Genomic DNA, 23,173 nt, shown 5'->3' with positions numbered 1-23,173 from the left:
AGTGTAACTTGTAAAGGATATGGGGCCAAAGCGTGCATTTTCAACCCGTGTGCTTTTTAAAGCTTACGCTGAAACCAGACAGGCGAACCCTTTCAGATATAAACCTTCAGGATAAGCGCCGGTTACCGGATGGTCAGCGGCTTGACGGAACTGTTCAACAAACTGGATCTCGCGGCCCGCGTCCAGCGCAGCATCGGCAAGAATTTTTTGGAACAAATCGGTAGGCAGCAGGCCGGAGCAAGAGAAACTCAGCAAAATGCCGCCGGGACGCAGCAACTGGATCGCCAACATGTTGATGTCTTTATATCCACGACAGGCGCTGGCCAACTGACTTTTGTTCTCGACGAATTTCGGCGGGTCCATAACAATCATGTCAAACTGCTCGCCCTGCGCGCGATATTTACGCAACAGCTGGAAAACGTCATCTCGAACAAATTCGGCCTTGGAAAGATCGAGCTTGTTCAATTCTACGTTTTTGCGCGCGATATCCAGCGCATCCTGTGAAGTGTCAACGTTGATCACTTTCTCGCAGCCACCCATCAGCGCGGAAACAGCAAACGCACCGGTATAAGAGAAGCAGTTCAGTACTTTTCGGCCAGCGGCATAGTTGCGCGCTGCGAGACGGCTGTCGCGCTGGTCAAGGTAGAAGCCGGTTTTATGGCCGCCTTTGATATCAACCAGCAGGCTCATACCGTGTTCCTGAATTGGCAGCAGATCCGGCGGATTTTCACCCAAGATCAAACCTTGTGTCAGTTCAAGACCTTCTTTTTTACGTACCGCAACATCGGAGCGGTCGTAAATTGCACATTCAGGATAGCAATGCTGTAATGCGCCGAGCAGCGCGGCACGTTGATATTCTGCGCCTGCCGAGAGCAGCTGCAATACCAGGAAATTCTGGAAGCGGTCGATGGTAATACCGGGCAAACCGTCAGATTCACCGGCAATCAGGCGATAACCATCAAGCCCGTCGCGTTTGGCAATCCAGTCACGCCAGGTTTGTGCCTGCTGCAGACGGCGAATAAAGAATTCGATATCGATAGCTTCGTCTTGCTTGAAGCTCCAGACGCGAGCCCGGATTTGAGAGTTAGGAGAATAGGCGGCAGTTGCCAGCCATTTACCCTGATTGTCTAAAATATCAATAGTATCGCCGGAGAGCGCTTTTCCTTCGATGCGTAATACTGCCCCGGAAAACACCCACGGATGGCGACGAAGAAGGGATTTTTCACGGCCTTTGGCCAGATACAAACGTGCAGTCATATAATTAGGTTCTGTCGGTCGGGAGACAAAAAAGAGCGACATTGTCCGAGCAAGAGAATGAGATTGCAACGAATCAAATCGCTATGAGGAGATAATTATGCCAAAAACCAGTATAGCCGCTTACGTTTATGGCCGAGTACAGGGTGTCGGCTTTCGATTTGCAACCCAGCAGCAGGCCAACGGGCTGGGATTAACGGGTTATGCCAAAAATCTCGACGACGGCGGTGTCGAAGTTATTGCCTGCGGTGAGCAGCAGCAAATCGATCAACTTCTTGACTGGCTCAGGCAAGGCGGCCCAAAACATGCCAAAGTGGATAAGTTGTTAACTGAGCCCAGGGCCGTTGCCGAATACCAGGGTTTTGGCATTTGCCACTGATCGCCGATGCTTTATTAAATACATTTAACCGGTTTTGGCAGACCGGCAATTTTGGTGGCCTGCTTGGCAGGGCCTTCAGGAAACAGGCGATAGAGATAACGACTATTGCCTTTTTCTTCACCGTATTTATTTGCCATGGCCTTTACTAGCATACGGATTGCTGGAGAGGTGTTGAACTCCAGATAAAAATCACGCACAAAACGGACCACCTCCCAGTGGGCGTCGCTAAGAACAATCCCTTCTTCTTCAGCCAGTATCGGGGCCAGCGCTTCCTGCCAGTCGGCGCTGTTTTTCAGGTAACCTTTGGCATCAGTTTCAATAACCTGGCCGTTAAACTGCAGCATATAACCTCTGAAATCTTGAAAGCAGTGCGCAAGTTTAGCAAAAAAGCGGTCCGCGCCAAACAAAAAGCCCCACCATTGGCGGGGCTAGGAGCAGGTTTAGCCATCAAATTTAATTACTGCGTGACGATAAACCCAGAATGCTTAGCAGGCTGACAAAAACGTTATACAACGACACGTAGAGGCTCACCGTGGCTCTGATGTAATTGGTTTCTCCGCCGTGAATGATGTTACTGGTTTCCCACAAAATGGCGCCAGCGGAGAACAAAATAAACAGACAGCTAATTGCCAGCGACAGGGCAGGGATATGCAGGAACAAATTGGCGATGACCGCCACCAGCAACACCACAAAACCCGCCATCATCATGCCAGACAGGAATGACATGTCTTTACGTGTAGTCAGCACATAAGCCGAGCAGCAGAAGAACACTAGAGCCGTACCGCCAAGCGCTAACATAATAATGTCGCCTGCACCGGCTGCCAGCAGTGAACTAAGCAAGGGTCCCAGCGTGTAACCCATAAAGCCAGTCAGCGCAAAGGTACATAGAATACCTGCCGGACGATCGGCCATGCGATAAGTGAGGAACATCAGCCCATAAAAGCCGACCAGAGTCAGGAGCATGCCCGGTGAAGGCAGCATCAATACGGTGCTGGCAGTTGCTGTAATTGCCGAAACACCCAGCGTCAGTGCCAGCAGGAAATAAGTATTACGCAGCACTCGATGCGTGCTGAGCAGTGAGCCAGCGCGTGAACGTGAAGAGGCAACGATACGATCCATTTTAATAATCTCGCTTATCGACAAAAAGTGAAGTCGGTGAAAAAGCATGTAGAGTGGGATGATAGATAGTTGCCTCGCGTGATTAAAGGGGTTTTACCCTTCTTTACCACCTGCCTAGGTTCTTTACCGGCAATGAATAAAAATAACCGCGATTAGCCGCCGACGTTGATGAAAATTTGTTAATAATGACGATAAAATCAGCATTCGGATGCCTAAAGTCGATTTTTACTGCAAATGAATAAATTCCGGCTTTACAACCCGATCGCCTATGTTTATAGTGCGTTCCGTTGCGGAGGGGTGGCCGAGCGGCTGAAGGCACCGGTCTTGAAAACCGGCGATGGGAAACCATTCGAGAGTTCGAATCTCTCCTCCTCCGCCATAAACAACACAAGAAAGCTGCTAAGAAATTAGCGGCTTTTTTTGTATCTAAAATTTGTGATTCTGTATGCCAAATACAAAGCCAGCCCGAAGACTGGCTTTAGAAATTAAACGGGTGCACCTGAATTCATACATCACAACCAATGGGCGGGAGCGAACCCCCGCCATTGAGTCGCTTCTACCTTTAGGCCTTGCAGGCCATCAAAGCCTCAACCGTCAGTAATATGCTCGTAATGTGGAGCTCACAAAGCGCGGGCCCCTTTATAAGTACAATCAAAACAATGGCCATACAAATAACCATCACGGCATTTACTATTAGTTTTAGGGGCATTTCTGACCTCCTTATCCTTGCCTTGCGGCGGGTAAGAGGCTAACCTGATGTTGTTGATGCATGCAGATAGGCCTCGATTTGATTAACTTCAATTCGGGGCTTTTCTCTTTCTGCCTTCACATACTCTCTACAACATGACTGCTTTACATCGTACTTCATGCTCGGGACAGAAAGATCCAGAGCACCCGCAAGCAGTGTACCAACATCCCAATCCAATTGATCAAATAATAAGCATTAAAATCAATTGTTTAAAATTTTAAAACACCACGGTTGGCATTTTGATTCCCATTGATATAGCTCTTTAACTCAGCTCGTTTAATGGCCTGATCAACTTGCATTCATTTTCGGATTGTTTTCCCAACGACTTTTGTTTGTAAAATCGACACTTCCCACGTCGCTGAGCCTTTTTCCGAAAAAAATTGAATTTGCGCCGATTTTTCAAGCAAATGAACAACATCGGGCTTTACATCCTCATCGCCTATGTTTATAGTGCGTTCCGTTGCGGAGGGGTGGCCGAGCGGCTGAAGGCACCGGTCTTGAAAACCGGCGATGGGAAACCATTCGAGAGTTCGAATCTCTCCTCCTCCGCCATAAACAACACAAGAAAGCTGCTAAGCAATTAGCGGCTTTTTTTGTGCCTGTCGCATTTCAAAAAACGCTTATTTTAGGCTATCTGCCTGCTTTTCATTACGTCGCCCTTATAAAGCAACCTCCCGCAGCCCGCGAAACGTTTGCTCAAAAAGGCTAGCCCAAACGTTTATCCACCGCATCCCTGAAGCGATACCAGCCACTGGCAAAGGGCAGGAACCACGGATTACCGTTATAAAGCGGGATAGTTTGAAAATCAGCGCGATCAAACGATAGCGGTTGTTTTTCGATTGCCAGAATTTTTTGCGCCAACCGGTAGCCCAGCCAGCTCATCAGCGCTACGCCGTTGCCGTTGCAGCCTACGGCATAGTCCCCGTTATCCATCTTTCCGACGTGTGCGGTTTTATCCGCCGTCATGCCGACATTACCGCTCCAGGCGTGACTAATGCGGTAATCCGCCAGCTCCGGCCAGATATCCAACATTCTTTGACGAATTTTAACTGCCGCACTGCGATCATCGACCTGCAAGATCCCGGGTCGTGATCCAAAGAGTAACCTCGTGCCGTCAGGAGAGGGGCGGGTATAAATCAGATCGCGTCGGCTGTCGGTTATCATGCGTTTTTTAGGGATCAGGTACTCAATCAGATCGGCAGGCAGCGGTTCGGTGGCAATTTGATAGCTTTTCACCGGTACAATGCGGCGCGCAATATTTGGCGTTGCCTGTCGGCCGGTGTAACCGTTAGTCGTGATCAGCACTTTTTCGGCGTTCACGGTGCCGCGCTCGGTCAAAACTCGCTTACCGTTGGCACTTTCTTCAATCGAGTTAACTCTTGCATGGGAAAATAGCTGCACGCCGTAGTGTTTTGCCAGATTACGCAGTGAACGGTGATATTTTCCCGGATGAATACCCCCGTACTCGTCCACCAGAATCCCGCCGTGATAAAAGTGGGAACCGATGACTTCTGACTGGCTATCGCGATTGATCTTATGCACGGTGACGCCGGTAACGCGGTTCAAGATGTCGCCCATTTCATACAAACGTTTCATCTGGGTCGGCGTGTGGCCGCCAAAATAGCGACCGCCAATGTAAAGGTCGGCGTCGAGATTTTCCTCACGCACCAGTTCCTGAATAAAGGCAAAAGAGGCTATTGAATCGGCAATCATGTTTTTAAACAGTTCTGGCGAGATACCTTTTATCGCGCCGCCAACCACCAACTTTTGTCCGCTGCTGATCATCCCGCCAGTGCGCGTGCTGGCACCGCTGCCCAGGCGATCGGCATCCAGCACAGCAACCTGGCGACCGTTGCGCGCGAGTTCAATTGCAGCATTCAACCCGGCATAGCCTGAGCCAACAATCAGAATTTCCACCGCCGACGGCAGCGGATCAAGTTGAGTTTCTGGTTCACTGGCGTCCCACCAATAGGGGGCAGGAGTGAAATCCGAGGTAAAAATATTATTTTGGCTGGACATGGTTTTCTCTGGGTTCGCTATCACAAAGGGATTACAAAACTTGTCCGAGAAACTCGCGAGTTCGCGGGTCCTGCGGGGCATCAAAAATCTGCACGGGTGGACCGGCTTCGACGATAGTTCCTCGATCGGTAAAGCACACTCTGTCGGCAACCTCGCGGGCAAAGCGCATCTCGTGAGTCACCAGCAGGCAGGTCATGCCTTCCTCCGCCAACTCACGGATAGTATTAAGCACCTCTTTCACCGTTTCCGGGTCCAGCGCTGCCGTCACTTCATCGAACAAAATGATCTCCGGCTGCATCGCCAATGCCCGTGCGATCGCCACTCGCTGTTGCTGACCGCCGGAAAGTTCGCCGGGATAACGGGCCTCTTTGCCGGAAAGACGGACCTTGGCAATCAGCTTCATGGCGCGTTCTTCAACCTCATCGCGTCGATGTTTCAGTACCTGAATTGGCGCCATCATAATGTTGTCGAGCACGGTGCGATGGGGAAACAGGTTGTACTGCTGGAATACCATGGCTACTTGATGGCGCAACGGGCGCATGGCTTTTTCGCTGTGGATTTCATGCACCCGGTGCTGGCCAACGCGAACAAATCCCTCTTCAAACGGCAGCAGCCCGTTGATGCAGCGCAAAATAGTCGATTTTCCGGAACCGGACGGGCCGATGATACATACCGCCTCGCCCTTGGCGACATTCATGGAAATGCCTTTCAGCACCTCAGTGTTACCAAACGATTTATGGACGTTATCGACTTCAATCAATGCGTCGGTACGGGCTATCATATGGCGTCCCCTTTGGTTTTGTTTTCCAGACGTCGCGCCAGTAGCGCAATCGGATAGCAGTAAAAAAAGAACATCAGCAGCACGGCTACGTAGAAGTAAATCAGCGTGCTTTCGCTCTCCATGGCCAGCGTAGTGCGTAGCAGCGTGACCACTTCCTGCACGCCGGTGACCGTCGCCAGCGCGGTGGAAATCATCAGTAGTGCATATAAGCTCATCCAGCCGGGAATAATGCGCCGCAGCGCCTGCGGTAAAATTACCAGCCGATAAATTTGCAGATGGCTGTAACCCAGCGAGCGGGCAGATTCCCACTGTCCGGCATGAATGGATTGCACCGCGCCGCGAATAATTTCGGCAAAGTTGGCCGCCGTCGGCAGACTCAGGCCGATAATTGATTTAGCTACCGGCGAGAAATCAAAGCGAATACCGAACAACTCGGCGTGGTAGGGCAGCAGGTAAAGCATCGAAAACAGCAGCACGAGCCAAGGGGCGTTGCGCAGAAAATTCATCAATAGAATTGCCGGGCGACGCAACCAACCACGGTGCGCCATCATCGCAATGCCCAGCAGCACGCCCATTACTGTTGCAGCGGCCATGCTGATAATGCTTATAAAAATATTGAGCGCAAAACCGCCGGTAATCGGCCAGCCTGACATACTGCCGGTTAATAACAGAGGCAGCCTCGCCACTACCAGCATCCATTGCGATGCGCCGTGACCAAAAGTGGTAAACACCAGCAACAGCAGGGTCAAAATCGCAACAGCCTGTTTAGTCTGACGTTTACGGCGGATATAAAGAACGTCACTCAGCATCTCAACCTCCGTTACCATAGCCGGGATAGGCAAACAGGCGTTCCAGGCAGGACAGTCCCCACGCCAGCAGGCTGACCAGCACCACGTAAATCACCAGCACCAGCAACATTACTTCCAGCGTGCGGAAAGTGTCGTTGTAGATTTGTCCTGCGGCATACATCAGCTCGGGGACGGTGATGACCGAGGACTGCGAGGTAGTTTTGAACAAATTGGTCAGCACATTGGTTAAAGCCGGTAAACAGACCCGTGAGGCAATCGGCACCTGAACGTGGCGGAATAACCCCAGACGGGTGTAACCCAGCGCTCGCGCGGCCTCCAACGTGGCCTTGGGTACGGCTTCCATACCGGAGCGGAAAGCTTCGACGCACAGCGCGCCGCCAAACAGGCTAAGCGACACGCAGGCCGAGGCAAAGGCGCTGAACAGCGGTTTTTGCAGGCCGGTAACCGGGTCCTCCACGGTAAAGCCCAGCTGAGTCAGGGTGAAGTAAAAGAAAAGCATCTGCAGCAGCGGCGGCGTATTGCGAAACAATTCAACAAAAAGCTCAATCAGCGCATCCAGCCAGGCAATCCGCAGAGTCAGCGCCAAAGTGGCGACCAGTCCGATAACAATGGCAAACAGCGAAGAGATAACCGCCAGTTCAAGGGTTATCCCCACGCCTTTGAGCAACCACTGCTGATAGACCGGATCAAGAAGCCAGGTGTAATCGAGTCCAGCCATAAGTCTTGCTCCTGCCGATTATTTTGCCGCAGCGCGGGCAGCTTCAGCGCGTTTCGCGATGTAGTCGGAAGCCGGCATATCGAACTGTTTTTCCCACGCGATCAGCTTGTTTTCACCTTCGGTCTTGACGATTGCTGCGTTAACCGCTTTCAGGAATGTCTCGTCACCTTTGCGCACGCCACCGGCCATCGGCAGGAATTCATAAGGCTGAATGGCAATTTTGTAACCCTTCCAGTCCGGCTGCTCGAGCTTGTTGCGAAGCGTCATGTCATCAAAGGCCATTGCCACGCAGCGATTATCCTGCAAGGCACGATAGGCTTCCGGCAGCGCGGTGAAATTCACCAGATTGATTTTGTATTTTTCGGTCAGCAGTTTGTTGTAGTACGAGCCTTGAATGCCGCAAACGTTTTGCCCGGAAAGCTGTTCCCATTGGGTAAACTTCGCTTCCTTGCGCGCAATCACCGAGGCTCCGGCAGCCGAAACATAAGGCACGGTAAAGTCGATTTCTTTGGCGCGCTCAGGCGTTACGCCCAATGTCGCCATGATCAGGTCAATCTGACCGGCCTGTAAAAATTGAATACGGTTGGAGGCGTTGACGGGGACCAGCTTGATTTTGTCGGGTGAGCCAAGCAGTTGGTCAGCGATAGCGCGTGCCAGCTGGATCTCGAAGCCGTCAGTTTTGCCCTGCGCATTCATAAAACCGTACGGTGGATAATCATTTTTAACGCCAACGGTCAGTACGCCACGACTTTTGATGTCACTCAGCGTATCGGCGTGAGCCAGCATGGGCGCCAGAACCAAAATCGATGCAGCAACGGTGCGAAGCAGTGTGCGATGTTTTTTCATGGTGTCGGACCTTATTGTTGTGAGTGAGACAAAATGCCCTGGCTAGAGGGTCAAGCTAATGCGCATGGCATCAAACATGGCGGCGTGAATATCACGACTCGCCAGTGCGTCGCCGATGCGGAAAATGGCAAATTCGCCGGAGTGACGGTCAAAATCAGGCTGTGGAGCAAGGTCGACAAACGCCTGCCAGTCAGTGTTGCCGTGGTTGTAAGCCTGTGATTTAAGCTGGTGAAAAAGGGTGTCGTCGGGGATTGAACCATGTTCGACCACCACCTGATCCACCTCGCGAATCATTTCCTGCTCGGAAAACTGGTTGCGAAGCCGTGCCAATAAAGCGCCGTTTTCGCTGCGAGTCAGGCTGACAAGCTGATGGTCCGGAGTGATTACTCCGCCCAATTGATAAATGTTACGCAGGTGAACGGCATAGTTTGAGGCGGTCATCTCCACGCCTAAACGATTTTCTGGGGTGACAATCTCTACCTGACTGCCAGCGCGCAGCATTTTTTCGGCGCATGATGGGCCGGGATTGTAACCATTGTCGTCAAACAGCAAAACGCGTGCAGCGGGGGCAACTTCATCGGCCAGAATGGCGCGTGCGCTGACCGCCAGTTCATGTCCGGCAAACTGCCCGAGGCTGGCGGTTCCTCCCGTGGCGATAATCACCACCTCAGGCTGGCAGTGCAAAATATCCTCTGCCGTAGCGCGAATGCCCAGTCGCAGGTCAACGCCGCGATTTTCGATTTGCAGCAGCAGCCAGCGCGAAATATCGGCTAACTGAGCGCGCCATCCGCCTTTGGCCGCTATCAACGTCTGGCCGCCAACTTTGCTTTGTGCTTCAAATAACGTGACCTGATGGCCGCGTTCTGCACAAACTCGGGCGGCTTCAAGTCCTCCAGGACCTGCACCGACGATCACCACTTTCCTTTTATCTACGGCAGGGGTGATTTCGTGGGCCAGGCTGGTTTCACGGCCAGTGACTACGTTATGCAGGCACAGTGATTGCCCGCCGAGATGCAGGCGCTCCACACAATAGTTGGCACCCACGCACGGGCGAATATCCGCACTGCGCCCGCTCAGGGCTTTTCTCACCAAATGCGGATCGGCAATGTGCGCCCGCGTCATGCCAACCATGTCAATCTGCCCGCTATTAACGGCCTGCGCAGCCTGATCCAGTGTGAGAAATCGCCCTGCGTGGAAGACGGGAATTCCGGCAGCGCGCCGCATCTCACTGGCTAAATCCACATAAGGATGCGGCGGGGCCCACATGCCGGGGATCGACCGCGCCAGCCCCATCGGTGAGGCGTTTTGCGCGGTAGAAATAGTCAGAAAATCCACCAGACCCGATTTGCCATACAGCTCGGCAATCTCCAGACACTGCTCATGATTCAGACCATCGACGATCATCTCGTCGCTGGGCAGGCGCAGACCGGCAACGTAATCGTCACCGGAAAATTTACGAATCGATTCAAAAACTTCAAGGCCGAAACGTGCACGGTTTTGCAGCGATCCGCCGTAACCATCGGTACGCTGATTGGTGGCCGGTGAGAGAAACTGACCAATCAGATGCGCGCCGGAGCTGATGATTTCCACCGCGTCAATATCACCCTCACGGCAGCGGCGCGCGGCCTGTCCGAAATCGGCAACGACGCGGCGAATGTCAAACTCGTCCATCTCGCGGGCAAAGGAACGATGAGCAAATTCTTTCAACGCAGAGGGGGCAATCGGAGCTAGCCAGGGATCTACGTCATAACGAGAGCGATGGCCGAGATGGCTAAGCTGGCACATTAGCGCGGTATCGTGGCGATGAATGCGCGCTGCAAATTCGCGAAACGCCGGAATAATGTCATCGGCGGCGACGGAGATTTGTCGCCATTGGCCGGCGGGGGAGTCCATCGAAACGGAAGAAGAGCCGCCGAAACTGGTCATCGCCAGCCCGCCTTTGGCTTTTTCTTCATGATAGGCAATATATTTTTCACCCGGCTTACCGGCCACGGCATAGCCCGGCGCATGACTGGTGCTCATCACACGATTTTTCAGCGTTAGCCCCTTAAGGGTAAAAGGGCTGAACAAAGTCGTGAAATGTTCTGGTAGCGTTGCGTCCTTTGCCTGCTGATTATCAAATGCCTGGGTCATGGTTTGCCTACCTGTACTCAGTAAATGATGCCGCCTGGTTGTCAATTGAATGTGATGTATGCTAAATCTTGTGTCAATAAAAAACCACATACCGAAATCTTATGTTAACTTGTTCCATAATGTGGAATTTAAAGGTTTTTGATGGAGAGTTTGGATGAGTGAATCGGCGGTAAAGAATGGGGTGCAACTTTTAGATCGAGCAGTACTTTTGCTTGATTTGGTGGCCAGTGCCGGCAGCGATGGCGCGACACTCAAAACGCTGTGTGAGCTATCGGGTCTGAATAAAGTCACCTGTCACCGCATTCTGAATTCGCTGGTGGATCACGGTTTTCTTAACAAAATGCACGGCGGAAAACATTACCGTCTTGGAACCAAGCTGTTGATATTGGGCGTGAAGGCGGCGAATGGGCCCGGTTTACGTCATCATTTTCAACCTGCGTTGGAACGCATTCGTCAGCAGACCGGAGAGACAGTGATGCTGATGGCTCGCGACAAAGATGATTCAGTCTGTATTGACCGCTTTGACGGAGACTTTCAGATGCAAACGCTCACCGGTTCCATTGGTGGCTTTGTCCCGCTGGGCGTGGGGCCGGGCAGTCTGGCGATCCTGTCATTTTTGTCGCTGGAAGAACGTGAGCAGATTATTGCCCGAAACCTGCCGCGCATGACGGGATACCCGATGCTGACGCCAGAACGTATTGAACGCTGGATAGCGGAAACGACGGAGCAGGGGTTTGCCATTGATTCCGGTGAATTAATTCCCGGAATTGCCGGTATTGCGGTGCCCGTGACCGTATCAGGAACCGGTACTGTCGCCTCTTTGGGTCTGACGCTGCTTTCTCCGCGCCTGACGCCAGAACTGATCGCGCAGCACGTAGCTTTGCTGCGTGAAGAAGTGGCTAAAATCGAACCAATGCTTAACCCGCTGGATAAACGCCTCAGCTCACCTGAACGGGTATCTACGCGCTAACTAATTGATTATCATTTCTTTTTACCAACATTAAGAGAGCAAGCCGATGAGCAATAGTCCACGACGAGTCGCCATGATAAGCGGAGCCAGCCGAGGAATCGGCGCGGCGATTGCCAAAAACCTGATCGACAACGGCTGGGATGTCAGTCTCGGCTGCCGCAAGCCGGAAGACGTGCTGATTGAGCATCAAGACCGCCAGTTGGTGTGCCAATTTGACGCGCTCGACCCGCAAACTGAAGACCGCTGGGTTGCCGCGACTGTGGCAAAATTCGGAAAAATTGATGCCATTGTGCACAATGCCGGGGTGATGTTGCCGGTATCAGTGCTTAAAGCTACGGATGAAGAATTTGATCAAACCTTTGATACCAACGTGAAATCTCCAATGCGCCTGAGCCGAAAAGTGTGGCCGCATCTGGTGGACAGCGGTCAGGGGCGTATCGTGATACTGGTGTCGCTGTCCGGCAAGCGCGTCCGCGGTGAGCGTTCAAGCCTGTATTCTATGAGTAAATTTGCTGCGCTGGCTTTGGCTCACGGTCTGCGTCGCATTGGTGATGAGGCAGGAATTCGCTGCACCGCAATTTGTCCGGGATTCGTCGCCACCGATATGGGCACCGCACTTTCCAGCGCCGAACCGGAAAAAATGACCCAGCCTGAAGACTTGGCACACCTGGTTCGCACGGTTCTGGAGCTGCCAACCACCACCAGTATTGCCGAGATCCCGGTAAACTGGACGGTTGAAGATCAGTATTAATCACTTATTTTTCATTTGATTGAGGTAAGTAATGGGACCTATAGTCGATGTTGTGCCTTCTTCGGCAGATTTCCCGCGCCAGACAGAGGTCGTCGTCATTGGCGGGGGAATAGTCGGTATCGCCACCGCGCTGGCTTTGGTGAGGCAAGGCGTGCAAACCGTGTTGCTGGAAAAGGGCACTGTGGCCGCCGAACAGTCCAGCCGCAACTGGGGCTGGTGTCGCCGCACTGGTCGCGATATTCGCGAACTGCCGCTGATCAATGCCAGCATGCAACTTTGGGAAACCATGAACCAGACTACGGGTCGTGAAACGGGGTTTCGTCGCGAGGGAATAATCTATAGCTCGCGCAACGAACAGCAGCGCGAGAGGCATTTGCGCTGGATTGAGGAAGCCAGACAGTACGATATCCACAGCCAGATGCTCGGCCCGTCGGAGTTGGCCGCGCGAGTTCCGGGTCTGACCTCAAGCTTTGCCGGTGCGCTTTTTACCGAGGCCGATGGGCGTGCCGAACCGCAAAAAGCAGCACCGGCCATGGCGATGGCAGCTATTGAGGCGGGCCTTAATCTGCAACAGCACTGCGCGGTTCGCACCATCGAGCGCAGCGGCGGGCGAGTCACTCAGGTTGTTACTGAACACGGGGCGATAAACTGCCAGTCGGTGGTCGTTGCCGGAGGAGCCTGGTCGCGTTTGCTGCTGCAAGGCTGCGGTGTTGAAATCCCACAGCTTAAAGTGCTTTCAACGGTAATGCGTACCCGTCCGCTCGAGGCCGATATCTCTTCCTGCGTGAGTTTGGGGAGCGTCGCGATGCGCAAGCGGCTCGACGGCGGCTGGACTATCGCCAGTTCGGCCACCAACGTGGTTGATATTACGCCTGATGGGCTGCGTTTTATGAAGCAGTTTATGCCGGCGTTTAAGGTTGAGCGGGGAGCGTTGAAGCTGAAACTGGGGGCGAGATTTGTTGAGGAAGCGCTGTTATGGAAACCTGGGCAAGCTGATAAAACGTCCATTTACGAGCGCATTCGCGTGCTGGATCCCGCGCCGCATCAGCCTTCATTGCAGCAAATGGTGGGGGATCTGAAACGGGCATTGCCAGCCTTCGACGGATTACAGGTGGCACAAAGCTGGGCTGGGCTGATTGATACTATGCCGGACGCTATCCCGGTGATCTCTGGCGTAGACAACGTTGCCGGGCTGTACATCGCAACGGGTTTTTCAGGGCACGGTTTTGGTATTGCTCCCGCGGCCGGTCAGCTGATGGCGGATTTGGTGCAGAACGCGACTCCAATTGTCGACGCCACGCCTTATCGCCTGTCGCGTTTCACCGATGGTGAGCTTGTGCGCGCTCAGCACTGGCTGTGAGCATGAGAATTGGCATTGGCTTCGTCGCAGAATCCGAGTCATAAAGAGTCCCCGCCTAATAAAAAAATGGCTGTTTTGGCCATTTTTCCATCACATTTACTTATTTCTTGTCTGCATTACACTGCGCAAAAGCAAAAATTACAGTGTTTGCGGGCAAGTTATTTGCTTTGAGCATTCGCGCTGTGCCACAGCAGCATGCTGCCTTCTGTGTGGCCAGTAACCGGATCGCTGGCCGGAAGTGGCACTTTGGCGACCGCTTTGCTGCGTGCGGCAAGTTTTGATGGTTCGTCATGGCACAAATCGGCAGTGGTATTTGGCGGATAAGCCCCGACCATCATAAAGTTGTCATCGGCAGAGACTTGTTTGTGACCGACACCGGCTGGCAGCAGCAGTACATCGCCTACATTCACCTGAATAATGCTACCTTTCTCGCCACCCAGTTGTAGCTTGGCCGAGCCGGCAAACACCCCCAGCGCCTCGGGCGTATTGCTGTGGAAATGGGTAAAGGTATAGACGCCATAGCGCCACTGCGGCGGCCAACCGTTGGTGCTAAACAAATGCTCGAGATAGTCGGCATTGTCTACCGCCTCGGGAGGAATGACACGATGATAAATCAGCACGGGCAGGGGGCTGTTGGGCACGCCGCCGTCGGGTTTGGTGATGTGCAAAACCTCCATGGCCACCTCTCTTGGCTCGGCAAAGCTCCACCGCGGAAGTGTCATTAACGGTATAAAACCGAGAAGAGCACAAAAACGTCTTCGATCCAGCGGCATTGGCACTGCTCCTTGTCCGTATTGGGCACTGACCTGCTCGGCAGGGTTTGATGAGCATAAATTATTCCGCTCACATTATTCTCAATGGCTTACCTTCTTCATTTATAGAACAAAATGGCTGGAATATCACGCAGAGGTGTCGGCTTTCTGACCGTAATCGTGTCTAAAAGATCAGATAAAGCCGAATTAGGGCCTGAATCAACAAATAAAAGTACTAAAAATTTGATTAATGACCATTTTCTTCTAGCCTTAATGGAACATAAAGCACTTCTGGAGGAGAAGTCATGAATAAGAAAATGTTGATTATGGTTGCTACAGCGGTTTCCGTACTTGCGGGTTGTCAAACTTATGACCGAGCTGCAAGCTATGTTAAAGATCCAGTGGTCAGTGATGTGAAAGTCGGAATGACCCGATCTCAGGTTCGCGCAATTGCCGGTCCACCGTCTACCGAAATTACCATGATCCACGCGAAAGGGACTTGCCAGACTTATGCCGTTGCCCCTCGTGATGGCAAAGCACAGACCTATTTTGTTAGCTACAATGACACCGGTCATGTGATGAACAAAGGCTTCCAAAGCTGTTCAGATTACGATAAAGACCCACAGTCAGGCATGTAATCTGCTTGCTCTGAGTTCAAAAGAAAGCCTGCTATCGTAGCAGGCTTTTTTGTGGGTAATGGCCGGCAGCTTTCTTTAAGTGGTCAAGCCTGCTGCGTTACGATGCGCACGCCCACCTTGCTCACCCGTTTACCTTCCATCTCGGCGATTGTCCAGGTCAGGCCATCCCACTCGATATGGTCGCCAATAACCGGTTCACCCCCCAATAGCTGGATGACGAAATGCCCCAGCGACAGCGTTTTGTCGATTGATTCGTCGAGGTTCAAACCATAGACCTGAGAAATGGCTTCCAACGGCGCATCCGCTTCCAGAATAAAGTCGCCGAAGAAGCGTTCGTCCATCACGACCGCATTGGTATCGCTGAACAGCTTGCCTAATTCTGGTAAATCTTTCTCCTGACCGATTACGCAAAGAATATCACCCTCCTTGAGCCGCGTGCTGCCGGTAGGATGCAGCATCACCGTGCCGCGAAACAGCGCCGCGATGCGAGTTTCTTTCGGCATTTTTAAATCACGCAGTGCCGCACCGACACACCATTTCTCAGACCCAAGTTGATAGATGAAATGCTCCCACTGGGTATAGATGTCAATGTCTAGCCCAACGCGGGAAATAGGCGTCGGGGCAGGGGGAATAATCACCTTGGCTTTTTTCGCCGCAAATCCCAGCGAAGTTCCCTGCAATAGCAGCGAGACCAGCACGATAAAGAACGCCACGTTGAAATAAAGATGCGCTTGCGGAATACCGGCCATCATCGGAAATACGGCCAAAATAATCGGAACTGCGCCGCGTAAACCCACCCAGGAGATAAAAAAGCGCTCGCGCAGGGTAAAATTTTTGAAGGGCAGCAGGCCGACAAATACCGATAATGGGCGGGCAAACAGGATCATCCACAGCGACAATGCCAGCGCAGAAATAGCAATCGGCAGCAGATCGCTGGGCGTCAGCAGCAGGCCCAGCACCAGGAACATGGCAATCTGGCTCAGCCACGCCAACCCATCGAAGGTCTGCATGATGCCGTGTTTATTTCGCACTGGCAGGTTGCCCAACATCAAACCGCAGAGATAAACCGCTAGAATCCCACTGCCGTCGAGGCTAACCGTAGCAGCATAAACGAGCAAGCCGCCGCTGAAAGCCAGCAAGGGATAGAGACCGGTTGGTAGTGTGACGCGGTTAATAAGCTGTTGCAGCAGCCAGCCACCGACCAGCCCGAAGCTAATGCCTAATCCAAACTGGCGGATCACGTCGACGACGAACATCCAACTTAGCCCGTGCTCGCCCTTGGCAATCATATCGATCAGGGTGATAGTCAGAAATACAGCCATGGGATCGTTGCTGCCCGATTCTATTTCCAGCGTCGCACTAACGCGTTCGTTTAATCCTTTACCGCCAATTAGCGAAAACACGGCGGCGGCATCGGTTGATCCAATAATCGCCCCGATCAACAAACCTTGCATCAGGTTGATGTGAAATAGCCAGGCGGCGGCGAGGCCGGTCAATCCTGCGGTAATCAGTACGCCAACGGTGGCCAGCGAAAGTGCGGGCCAAAGTGCCACGCGAAATGATGAGGCGCGAGTGCGCATGCCGCCATCGAGCAGGATCACCGCCAGTGCCAGATTGCTAACCAGATAGGCGGCGGGATAGTTGTCAAAAACGATACCACCAATACCATCGACCCCGGCCAGCATGCCGATAGCGAGAAAGATAACCAGGATAGGAATGCCAAGGCGTGACGAGAGCGAGCTAAGCAGAATACTTGCTGCTACCAACATTGCGCCTATGAAAAAAAGTGTGTTGATAGTACTCGCATCCAATGTGTCATTCTCCTGTGAATATAGCGGCGATGAAGCAGTCACTCGGTCAATGACTATAGTGTTAATTTAACAGGAAATTGTAATATCCGCTGGCCTAAGTGCGGATTTTTATTGACCAATAAGTCGAGCTGATAATTTCTGGTTGGTTGTCGTCTAAAACTTATCGATTTGCGGCTTTGGACTCCTAAAAGCCATGGAAACGCTATGCTTATTAAGTTGAGATAAATGCTCAAACTAATCAATGACTGAATGGCAATAGGGAGGCAGCAATGGCTAAATTTACTGGAATTCATCGTGAGGTTTTACAGGATGGCACCATAAAGCATGTATTGGTGCGCGACGAGGAGGGAAACGAACACGTTAAAGCGGCTAAAGATTATATTTCTGAAGGGATTCGACCACAGCTCGAGGATCTGCCCGAAGTGGGGACTGACTCGGAATTTCCGCAAGATGCGGCTAATTGATATCACTGTGCCCGCAATCTCGTTCATTGATTTTCCGCAGCGCGGGGCTTTAGATGCTGCACACGGGCTTTAGGTGCTGCGCACGGGCTTTTTAAGGTCAATGATCACCGAGGAGTTTTCCGGTTCACGAATTTCAATGGTCAATTAACCGGCCGCGCCGGAACCGGGCAAGAGGTCTCCAGGGCGAGCCCTCTTGCATCTCCGCGTTTTGGGTGCTGCGCATGGGCTTTAGGTGCTGCGCACGGGCTTTTTAAGGTCAATGATCACCGAGGAGTTTTTCCGGTTCACGAATTTCAATGGTCAATTAACCGGCAGTGCCGGAACCGGGCAAGAGGTCTCCAGGGCGAGCCCTCTTGCATCTCCGCGTTTTGGGTGCTGCGCATGGGCTTTAGGTGCTGCGCACGGGCTTTTTAAGGTCAATGATCACCGAGGCGTTTTTCCGGTTCATTAATTTCAATGGTCATTTAACCGGCAGTGCCGGAACCGGGCAAGAGGTCTCCAGGGCGAGCCCTCTTGCATCTCCGCGCCCCTTTGGTGTCGCTTATTTGTACGGCACCAGACGATGAGTTCGTTTCAGTTGCCAACGTGTGTGGCGTTGGTCGCGCCGCTGCGCGGTCCCCTCGTTCGTTCGAAAGCCAAAAGCGTCTTTCTCACTCCCTCAGCGCCGCCCCGAGACCGCCAATCAGATCATCGACACTTTCACTTTAATTTTATTTTAAAAAAGATTTTGCCTGAGGAAACGGCTTTTGACCGCCGTAGAGTTGCCGGTTTTTCTTTTTAGCTGCTATTGGCGGCCTCAGGCCTACGCTGAGCGAAGGAAAGGGAGACGCTTTTGGCTCCCGACTGAGTGAAGGCAGCCCGCAGGGCCGTGGCCAACGCCACGCACCGAGGCTTCTGAAAAGATCTATTTTTTTTGCACCAATCTGGTCACAAGAAAAGGGGCCCGGGATTCTTAAGGGTGGCGGCCCAAGGGCCACCCTTGAGGCGGTCTGGGCCGCCACCCAGTAAGCGCAGCGCATAAAGTTGAAGTTGAATTTGAAGTTAAGCTAAAGGCCGTGCGCAGCATCAAGTGTGGCTTTGGTCGCGATCAACTTTTAAGGTCAATAATCACCGGGGAATTTTTCCGGTTCACTCATTTCAATGGTCATTTAACCAGCCGCGCCGGAACCGGGCAAGAGGTCTCCAGGGCGAGCCCTCTTGCATCTCCGCGTTTTGGGTGCTGCGCATGGGCTTTAGGTGCTGCGCACGGGCTTTTTAAGGTCAATGATCACCGAGGCGTTTTTCCGGTTCATTAATTTCAATGGTCATTTAACCGGCAGTGCCGGAACCGGGCAAGAGGTCTCCAGGGCGAGCCCTCTTGCATCTCCGCGCCCCTTTGGTGTCGTTTGCCTGTACGGCACCAGACGATGAGTTTGTTTCAGTTGCCACCGAGTGTGGCGTTGGTCGCGCCGCTGCGCGGTCCCCTCGTTCGTTCGAAAGCCAAAAACGTCTTTCTCCCTCGCTCAGCGCCGCCTCGAGACCGCCAATCAGGGCTATTAAAGAAAAATCGGCAACCTAAGCTGAGGTCAAAAGGCCTTTCTTCTGACAAGAATTTTTTTTGAAGGTGACATTCTGTGAATATCGGTTTTATTAATTCAAAAACGAAATCAAAAGTTATATTTAGTCTCGAACAAACCTAAGAGACCTATCTTTGTGAGATCGGGTTTTGACCGCCGTAGAGTTGCCGGTTTTTCTTTTTAGCTACTATTGGCGGCCTCGGGCCTACGCTGAGCGAAGGAAAGGGAGACGCTTTTGGCTCCCGACTGAGTGAAGGCAGCCAGCAGGGCCGTGGCCAACGCCACGCACCGAGGCTTCTGAAAAGATCTATTTTTTTTGCACCAATCTGGTCACAAGAAAAGGGGCCCGGGATTCTTAAGGGTGGCGGCCCAAGGGCCACCCTTGAGGCGGTCTGGGCCGCAGCCCAGTAAGCGCAGCGCATGAAGTTGAAGTTAAGCTAAAGGCCATGCGCAGCATTAAAGGCCGTGCGCAGCACCTAAGCCATGCGCAGCATTATGGGCCGTGCGCAGCATTAAAGGCTTTGCGCAGCACAAGATTTTGACTTAACTTTCTTGATTTAAAATAGTTTTTTGAGGATTAAAAAGAAAAAAACCAGCAGGTAAATCGGACGGGTGGACCGATTAGCTGCTGGCGATCATCAAAGTTGATGAGCTAAGGAGAAACTGAGGTCGTCAGTGATCTTTTAATGCAGTATCCGTGCCAACAACGGCGAGCTTTCTATTTTTAAGCAGCGCGTTAAGCAGGATAGCCCCGAAAGTGGCGGTGCCTATTCCACCCATGGTGAATCCACCGAAGGTCAGCGAAAAGTTGCCAGCCCCCAGCACCAGCGTCACCGCGACCATAATCAGGTTGCCATTCTGGTTCAAATCCACCTGGTTTTGCAGCCAGATGCGAGCGCCAGCAACGGCAATCAGGCCAAATACTACAATTGAAGCGCCACCCAAAACCGGACCGGGGATGGTATGGATTAATGCACCAAATTTGGGAGAGAAGCCCAACAGAATGGCAACTACGGCGGCAGCAACGAAAATAAGTGTCGAGTAAATCTTGGTTACCGACATTACGCCGATATTTTCAGCATAAGTTGTAACCCCTGTGCCGCCCGCAGAGGCAGAAAGCATGGTGGCCAGTCCATCACCGACAAAAGCGCGGCCCAGAAACGGGTCAAGATTTTTACCGGTCATTCCTGCAACAGCCTTGATATGACCCAGGTTTTCGGCAATCAGAATTACTGCAACCGGCATCAGTAACAGCATCGCATGGCTGCTAAACACGGGTGCGGTAAAGCTCGGCATGCCAATCCACGCGGCGCTGGCAATGCCACTAAAATCAATAGGCTTGCCCCAACCGAGCACGTTAGTGATGACAAAATAAATCACATAGGCCGCAATGAGGCCCAGCAATAGCATCAGACGCTGCATCAGCCCGCGAGTAAACACTGCAACACCGCCAATACACAGCACGGTTACCACCGCCATCCAGCTGTCAAACATTGAGGCAGAGACACTGTTGACCGCGATCGGTGCCAGATTCAGCCCAATCGCCATCACCACGGCGCCAGTAACTACCGGCGGCATCAGTTTTTCAATCCAGCGCGTGCCGACTGCCATCACCACAAAGCCAATCAGCGTATACAGTGCACCACAGGCAATAATACCGCCCAGCGCCAGCGCAATATTCGGATTGGGGCCGTGACCGCTGTAGCCGGTGACGGCAATCACCAGGCCGACAAACGAGGCGCTGGAACCCAAATAGCTCGGCACACGACCGCCGACGATGATGAAAAACAGCAAAGTCCCAATCCCTGACATCAGGATTGACACATTGGCGTCAAAACCCATCAGCAGCGGCATTAACACTGTCGCGCCAAACATCGCTACCGCGTGCTGTAAACCCATGATAATCGTTGGTATTAAAGGCAAACGCTCGTCCGGAGCAATCACTGCACCTTCCAGACTGCCGGTCCTTTTTCGCCATTGAGGAAACCAGGTATTCGCCATCGTCTTCTCCACGTCTTGTTAATATCGCTGTGATAAAAAAACAGAGGAAAGGCCTGCTGTCAGGCCTGTGATTTTTGACGTATCAGAGGGTGATAGCGTCGGTCGAAATAGACCAATCCGTGGCTTTCATCATTACGTAAAATATCGATGACTTCGCAAAACAAAACATCATGGGTGCCGACGCTGGTGACCTGACTCACGCGGCAGTCGAACGAGGTCAGTGCGCCTTCGAGCGCCGGAGAGCCGCTCGCCATCGCAGTCCAGTTAGCGGCAGCAAAGCGCTGCTCCATCGGCGTCTTACCGCCAAAAAGATTAGAAAGCCCTTCGTGGCTGTCGGACAGCGTGTTGACACACAGCACCTGATTCTGCTGGAAAATCGGATAAACCGAAGCCGAGCGATTCAGGCATACCAGCAGCGTTGGCGGGGTGTCGGTCACACTGCACACCGCTGAGGCCGTAAATCCTGCACGTCCGGCCTTGCCATCGGTAGTGATGATATTCACCGCCGAACCGAGGTGTGACATCGCATCGCGAAAGGCCTGTTTTTCGACCCCGGCCAGTTCAGTCAGCGGGATGTCGAGAATTTTTTCAGGCATGGGTTCCAGAGATAATGGTTTCAAAGACATAAATCACTCCGCTATTCGCTGGTTCAGATGATTTTACAAACGCGCTCAAAGGCCAGTCGCGGCGCACGCGGATAAACCTTGCCGCTGTCGCCATAGCCGATATTGAGCAAAAAGTTGGCTTTCCAGCCGCTCTCTGCCAGGAAGGTGTCGTTAACTTTGGCTTGATCGAATCCAGACATTGGACCGGTATCGAGACCCAGCGAGCGCAGCGCTAGGATCAGATACGCCGCTTGCAGGCTGGCATTGCGAAACGCAGTCTCGTGGGCCAACTCAGGGCTTGAAGTGAACCACGAGCGGGCATCACCGTGTGGATAAAGCTCCGGCAGCAGATCGTAAAACGCCGGATCGTAAGCCAGAATGGCGGTCACTGGCGCGCTCAGAGTCTTTTGCAGATTGCCGCTCGACAGTGCAGGAGCGAGCTTTTCTTTTTGCTCCTGGCTGCGAATAAACACCACGCGCAATGGGCAACAGTTAGCCGATGTTGGCCCCATGCGCGCCAAATCGTAGGCCTGTTGCAGCAGTTCGTCGCTGACCGGTTTTTCCTGCCAGCCATTGTGAGTCCGTGCTTCAGTAAATAATGTTGCCAGTGCGCTGGCAATTAATGCGTCGGCCATTGGGACTCCGAAGTCTGTGGATTGGCATCGCTCGCAAAACGCAGCAGCCATTCCAGTAAAAGAGGGTTGAAGGTTTCACTATCGGTCACGCTCATCGCATGGCCGCCGTAGTTCATTTGCAAGTGCTCACCAATCGGCAGATTGCGCGCCAGCGTGCTCGAGCAGTGCCATGGTACCAGCAGATCATCTTGGCAGCTGAAAGCCAGCGTCGGCGTATTAATGCTGTCCAGACTATCGCTGAGATCGTGCGCCATCAGTGCCTGCAAGCGATGCAGCAGGTTTTCCATTCCTTGAAAATGCTCAACCTGATGCGCCTGTTCGTTGTCCAGCAAATCCGCGTGGGCTGAAAGCCAGTCAGCCGGATACAGGAACAGCGGCTGGGCGCGCACATAGGCTTCCACGCCGCTGTTGAGCAGCAAATCCTGGCGCACCATGAAACAGCGGCGAGTCTGGCTATCAAGCACTGTCCAGCCGTTGACAACCACCAGACTTTCCAGCAGCGCCGGGTAGCGTTGGGACAAATGCAATCCAATATTGCCACCTAATGCATGGCCAATAAGATGGCAGCGGTCAATCTTAAGAGTATTGAGCAGCGCGGCGAGCTCGTCTGCCATGTCTTCCAGGCGATAACCTGCCGGAATCACGCCCTGACTGCGGCCAGTACCAAACTGATCGTAGACGACGACCCGAAAATGCTTTTCCAGCATTGCCAGCTGTGGCTGCCAAAATCCGTGTACGCCGCCCAGACCCGACGAAAGCACCACAGTTTGCGCCGTAGGTAATGTACTGCCAGAAACTTTGTAAAACAGGGACGTTTTGCTCAT

The 23,173-nt window shown here is 52.7% G+C and carries 22 protein-coding genes and 2 tRNA genes; 8 read left to right on the top strand and 16 right to left on the bottom strand.

Annotation, left to right across the window (positions count from 1 at the left end):
* Positions 1 to 63: 63 nt before the first annotated feature.
* Complete coding sequence (gene rlmI / locus AB3G37_RS17220) at positions 64 to 1,257, bottom strand: 23S rRNA (cytosine(1962)-C(5))-methyltransferase RlmI (RefSeq protein WP_369788592.1); 1,194 nt, start codon at positions 1,255 to 1,257, stop codon at positions 64 to 66.
* Positions 1,258 to 1,354: 97 nt separating this feature from the next.
* Between rlmI and yccX the strand changes: the two genes are divergently transcribed.
* Entirely contained in the window at positions 1,355 to 1,633 is a 279-nt protein-coding gene (yccX, locus tag AB3G37_RS17215) for an acylphosphatase (RefSeq protein WP_369788591.1), read from the top strand.
* Positions 1,634 to 1,647: 14 nt separating this feature from the next.
* Here yccX and tusE read toward each other — a convergent pair whose 3' ends face one another.
* Positions 1,648 to 1,977 (bottom strand): sulfurtransferase TusE, encoded by a 330-nt coding sequence (tusE, locus tag AB3G37_RS17210; RefSeq protein WP_009636587.1) that lies wholly within the window; start codon positions 1,975 to 1,977, stop codon positions 1,648 to 1,650.
* A 109-nt stretch (positions 1,978 to 2,086) separates the two neighbouring features.
* On the bottom strand, positions 2,087 to 2,752 hold the full coding sequence (yccA, locus tag AB3G37_RS17205; protein WP_009636586.1) for an FtsH protease modulator YccA: 666 nt from the start codon (positions 2,750 to 2,752) through the stop codon (positions 2,087 to 2,089).
* Between the two features lie 291 nt (positions 2,753 to 3,043).
* Between yccA and AB3G37_RS17200 the strand changes: the two genes are divergently transcribed.
* A tRNA-Ser gene (locus AB3G37_RS17200) sits at positions 3,044 to 3,131 on the top strand.
* Between the two features lie 183 nt (positions 3,132 to 3,314).
* Here AB3G37_RS17200 and AB3G37_RS17195 read toward each other — a convergent pair.
* Complete coding sequence (locus AB3G37_RS17195) at positions 3,315 to 3,419, bottom strand: hypothetical protein (RefSeq protein ID WP_369790986.1); 105 nt, start codon at positions 3,417 to 3,419, stop codon at positions 3,315 to 3,317.
* 545 nt (positions 3,420 to 3,964) lie between these two features.
* Here AB3G37_RS17195 and AB3G37_RS17190 point away from each other — a divergent pair.
* Positions 3,965 to 4,052 (top strand) — tRNA-Ser (locus AB3G37_RS17190).
* 153 nt (positions 4,053 to 4,205) lie between these two features.
* Here AB3G37_RS17190 and AB3G37_RS17185 read toward each other — a convergent pair.
* The 6 genes from AB3G37_RS17185 to AB3G37_RS17160 are packed head-to-tail and all read right to left on the bottom strand — an operon-like array spanning position 4,206 to position 10,806.
* Positions 4,206 to 5,519, bottom strand: coding sequence for an NAD(P)/FAD-dependent oxidoreductase (locus AB3G37_RS17185; protein WP_369788590.1), 1,314 nt, complete (start codon positions 5,517 to 5,519; stop codon positions 4,206 to 4,208).
* Positions 5,520 to 5,550: 31 nt separating this feature from the next.
* Positions 5,551 to 6,300 (bottom strand): amino acid ABC transporter ATP-binding protein, encoded by a 750-nt coding sequence (locus AB3G37_RS17180; RefSeq protein WP_369788589.1) that lies wholly within the window; start codon positions 6,298 to 6,300, stop codon positions 5,551 to 5,553.
* Complete coding sequence (locus tag AB3G37_RS17175; RefSeq protein WP_369788588.1) at positions 6,297 to 7,109, bottom strand: amino acid ABC transporter permease; 813 nt, start codon at positions 7,107 to 7,109, stop codon at positions 6,297 to 6,299. The genes AB3G37_RS17180 and AB3G37_RS17175 overlap by 4 nt, the downstream gene beginning before the upstream one ends.
* A gap of 1 nt (position 7,110) precedes the next feature.
* Complete coding sequence (locus tag AB3G37_RS17170; RefSeq protein ID WP_009636582.1) at positions 7,111 to 7,827, bottom strand: amino acid ABC transporter permease; 717 nt, start codon at positions 7,825 to 7,827, stop codon at positions 7,111 to 7,113.
* 18 nt (positions 7,828 to 7,845) lie between these two features.
* Positions 7,846 to 8,673 carry a transporter substrate-binding domain-containing protein gene (locus AB3G37_RS17165; protein ID WP_009636581.1) on the bottom strand — a complete coding sequence of 276 codons (828 nt, stop codon included), beginning with the start codon at positions 8,671 to 8,673 and terminating at the stop codon, positions 7,846 to 7,848.
* A 42-nt stretch (positions 8,674 to 8,715) separates the two neighbouring features.
* Positions 8,716 to 10,806 (bottom strand): FAD-dependent oxidoreductase, encoded by a 2,091-nt coding sequence (locus AB3G37_RS17160; RefSeq protein ID WP_369788587.1) that lies wholly within the window; start codon positions 10,804 to 10,806, stop codon positions 8,716 to 8,718.
* A 154-nt stretch (positions 10,807 to 10,960) separates the two neighbouring features.
* Here AB3G37_RS17160 and AB3G37_RS17155 point away from each other — a divergent pair, with 154 nt between their 5' ends.
* The 3 genes from AB3G37_RS17155 to AB3G37_RS17145 are packed head-to-tail and all read left to right on the top strand — an operon-like array spanning position 10,961 to position 13,887.
* Positions 10,961 to 11,776, top strand: coding sequence for an IclR family transcriptional regulator (locus AB3G37_RS17155; RefSeq protein ID WP_369788586.1), 816 nt, complete (start codon positions 10,961 to 10,963; stop codon positions 11,774 to 11,776).
* 46 nt (positions 11,777 to 11,822) lie between these two features.
* On the top strand, positions 11,823 to 12,527 hold the full coding sequence (locus tag AB3G37_RS17150; RefSeq protein WP_369788585.1) for an SDR family NAD(P)-dependent oxidoreductase: 705 nt from the start codon (positions 11,823 to 11,825) through the stop codon (positions 12,525 to 12,527).
* A 31-nt stretch (positions 12,528 to 12,558) separates the two neighbouring features.
* Entirely contained in the window at positions 12,559 to 13,887 is a 1,329-nt protein-coding gene (locus AB3G37_RS17145) for an NAD(P)/FAD-dependent oxidoreductase (RefSeq protein ID WP_369788584.1), read from the top strand.
* Between the two features lie 158 nt (positions 13,888 to 14,045).
* Here AB3G37_RS17145 and AB3G37_RS17140 read toward each other — a convergent pair whose 3' ends face one another.
* The gene (locus tag AB3G37_RS17140) at positions 14,046 to 14,660 is read right to left on the bottom strand and encodes a cupin (RefSeq protein ID WP_037378112.1); all 615 of its coding nucleotides are present in this window, start codon (positions 14,658 to 14,660) and stop codon (positions 14,046 to 14,048) included.
* Positions 14,661 to 14,944: 284 nt separating this feature from the next.
* Here AB3G37_RS17140 and osmE point away from each other — a divergent pair, with 284 nt between their 5' ends.
* The gene (gene osmE / locus AB3G37_RS17135) at positions 14,945 to 15,277 is read left to right on the top strand and encodes an osmotically-inducible lipoprotein OsmE (protein ID WP_009636575.1); all 333 of its coding nucleotides are present in this window, start codon (positions 14,945 to 14,947) and stop codon (positions 15,275 to 15,277) included.
* An 83-nt stretch (positions 15,278 to 15,360) separates the two neighbouring features.
* On the opposite strand, the gene AB3G37_RS17130 is transcribed toward osmE, so the two are convergent.
* Positions 15,361 to 17,088 carry a potassium/proton antiporter gene (locus AB3G37_RS17130; RefSeq protein ID WP_369788583.1) on the bottom strand — a complete coding sequence of 576 codons (1,728 nt, stop codon included), beginning with the start codon at positions 17,086 to 17,088 and terminating at the stop codon, positions 15,361 to 15,363.
* A 269-nt stretch (positions 17,089 to 17,357) separates the two neighbouring features.
* Here AB3G37_RS17130 and AB3G37_RS17125 point away from each other — a divergent pair, with 269 nt between their 5' ends.
* The gene (locus AB3G37_RS17125; protein WP_369788582.1) at positions 17,358 to 17,552 is read left to right on the top strand and encodes a hypothetical protein; all 195 of its coding nucleotides are present in this window, start codon (positions 17,358 to 17,360) and stop codon (positions 17,550 to 17,552) included.
* 2,228 nt (positions 17,553 to 19,780) lie between these two features.
* Here the strand turns inward: AB3G37_RS17125 and rutG are convergent.
* From rutG to rutD, 4 genes are read right to left on the bottom strand one after another with little or no spacing between them, the layout of a single operon-like run.
* Positions 19,781 to 21,109 (bottom strand): pyrimidine utilization transport protein G, encoded by a 1,329-nt coding sequence (gene rutG / locus AB3G37_RS17120; RefSeq protein ID WP_369788581.1) that lies wholly within the window; start codon positions 21,107 to 21,109, stop codon positions 19,781 to 19,783.
* 59 nt (positions 21,110 to 21,168) lie between these two features.
* Complete coding sequence (rutF, locus tag AB3G37_RS17115; RefSeq protein ID WP_369790985.1) at positions 21,169 to 21,705, bottom strand: NADH-dependent FMN reductase RutF; 537 nt, start codon at positions 21,703 to 21,705, stop codon at positions 21,169 to 21,171.
* A 53-nt stretch (positions 21,706 to 21,758) separates the two neighbouring features.
* Positions 21,759 to 22,349 carry a malonic semialdehyde reductase gene (locus tag AB3G37_RS17110; protein WP_009636570.1) on the bottom strand — a complete coding sequence of 197 codons (591 nt, stop codon included), beginning with the start codon at positions 22,347 to 22,349 and terminating at the stop codon, positions 21,759 to 21,761.
* Positions 22,334 to 23,158: a pyrimidine utilization protein D gene (rutD, locus tag AB3G37_RS17105; protein ID WP_369790984.1), complete on the bottom strand. Its 825-nt coding sequence runs from the start codon at positions 23,156 to 23,158 to the stop codon at positions 22,334 to 22,336. Before rutD ends, AB3G37_RS17110 begins: the two co-directional genes overlap by 16 nt.
* Positions 23,159 to 23,173: the final 15 nt, after the last annotated feature.

Origin of the sequence: Rouxiella sp. WC2420, assembly GCF_041200025.1 — a bacterium.
Classification (GTDB): Bacteria; Pseudomonadota; Gammaproteobacteria; order Enterobacterales; family Enterobacteriaceae; genus Rouxiella.
The sequence above is the reverse complement of the archived record's forward strand: the minus strand, read 5'-3'. Positions and strand labels throughout refer to the sequence as shown.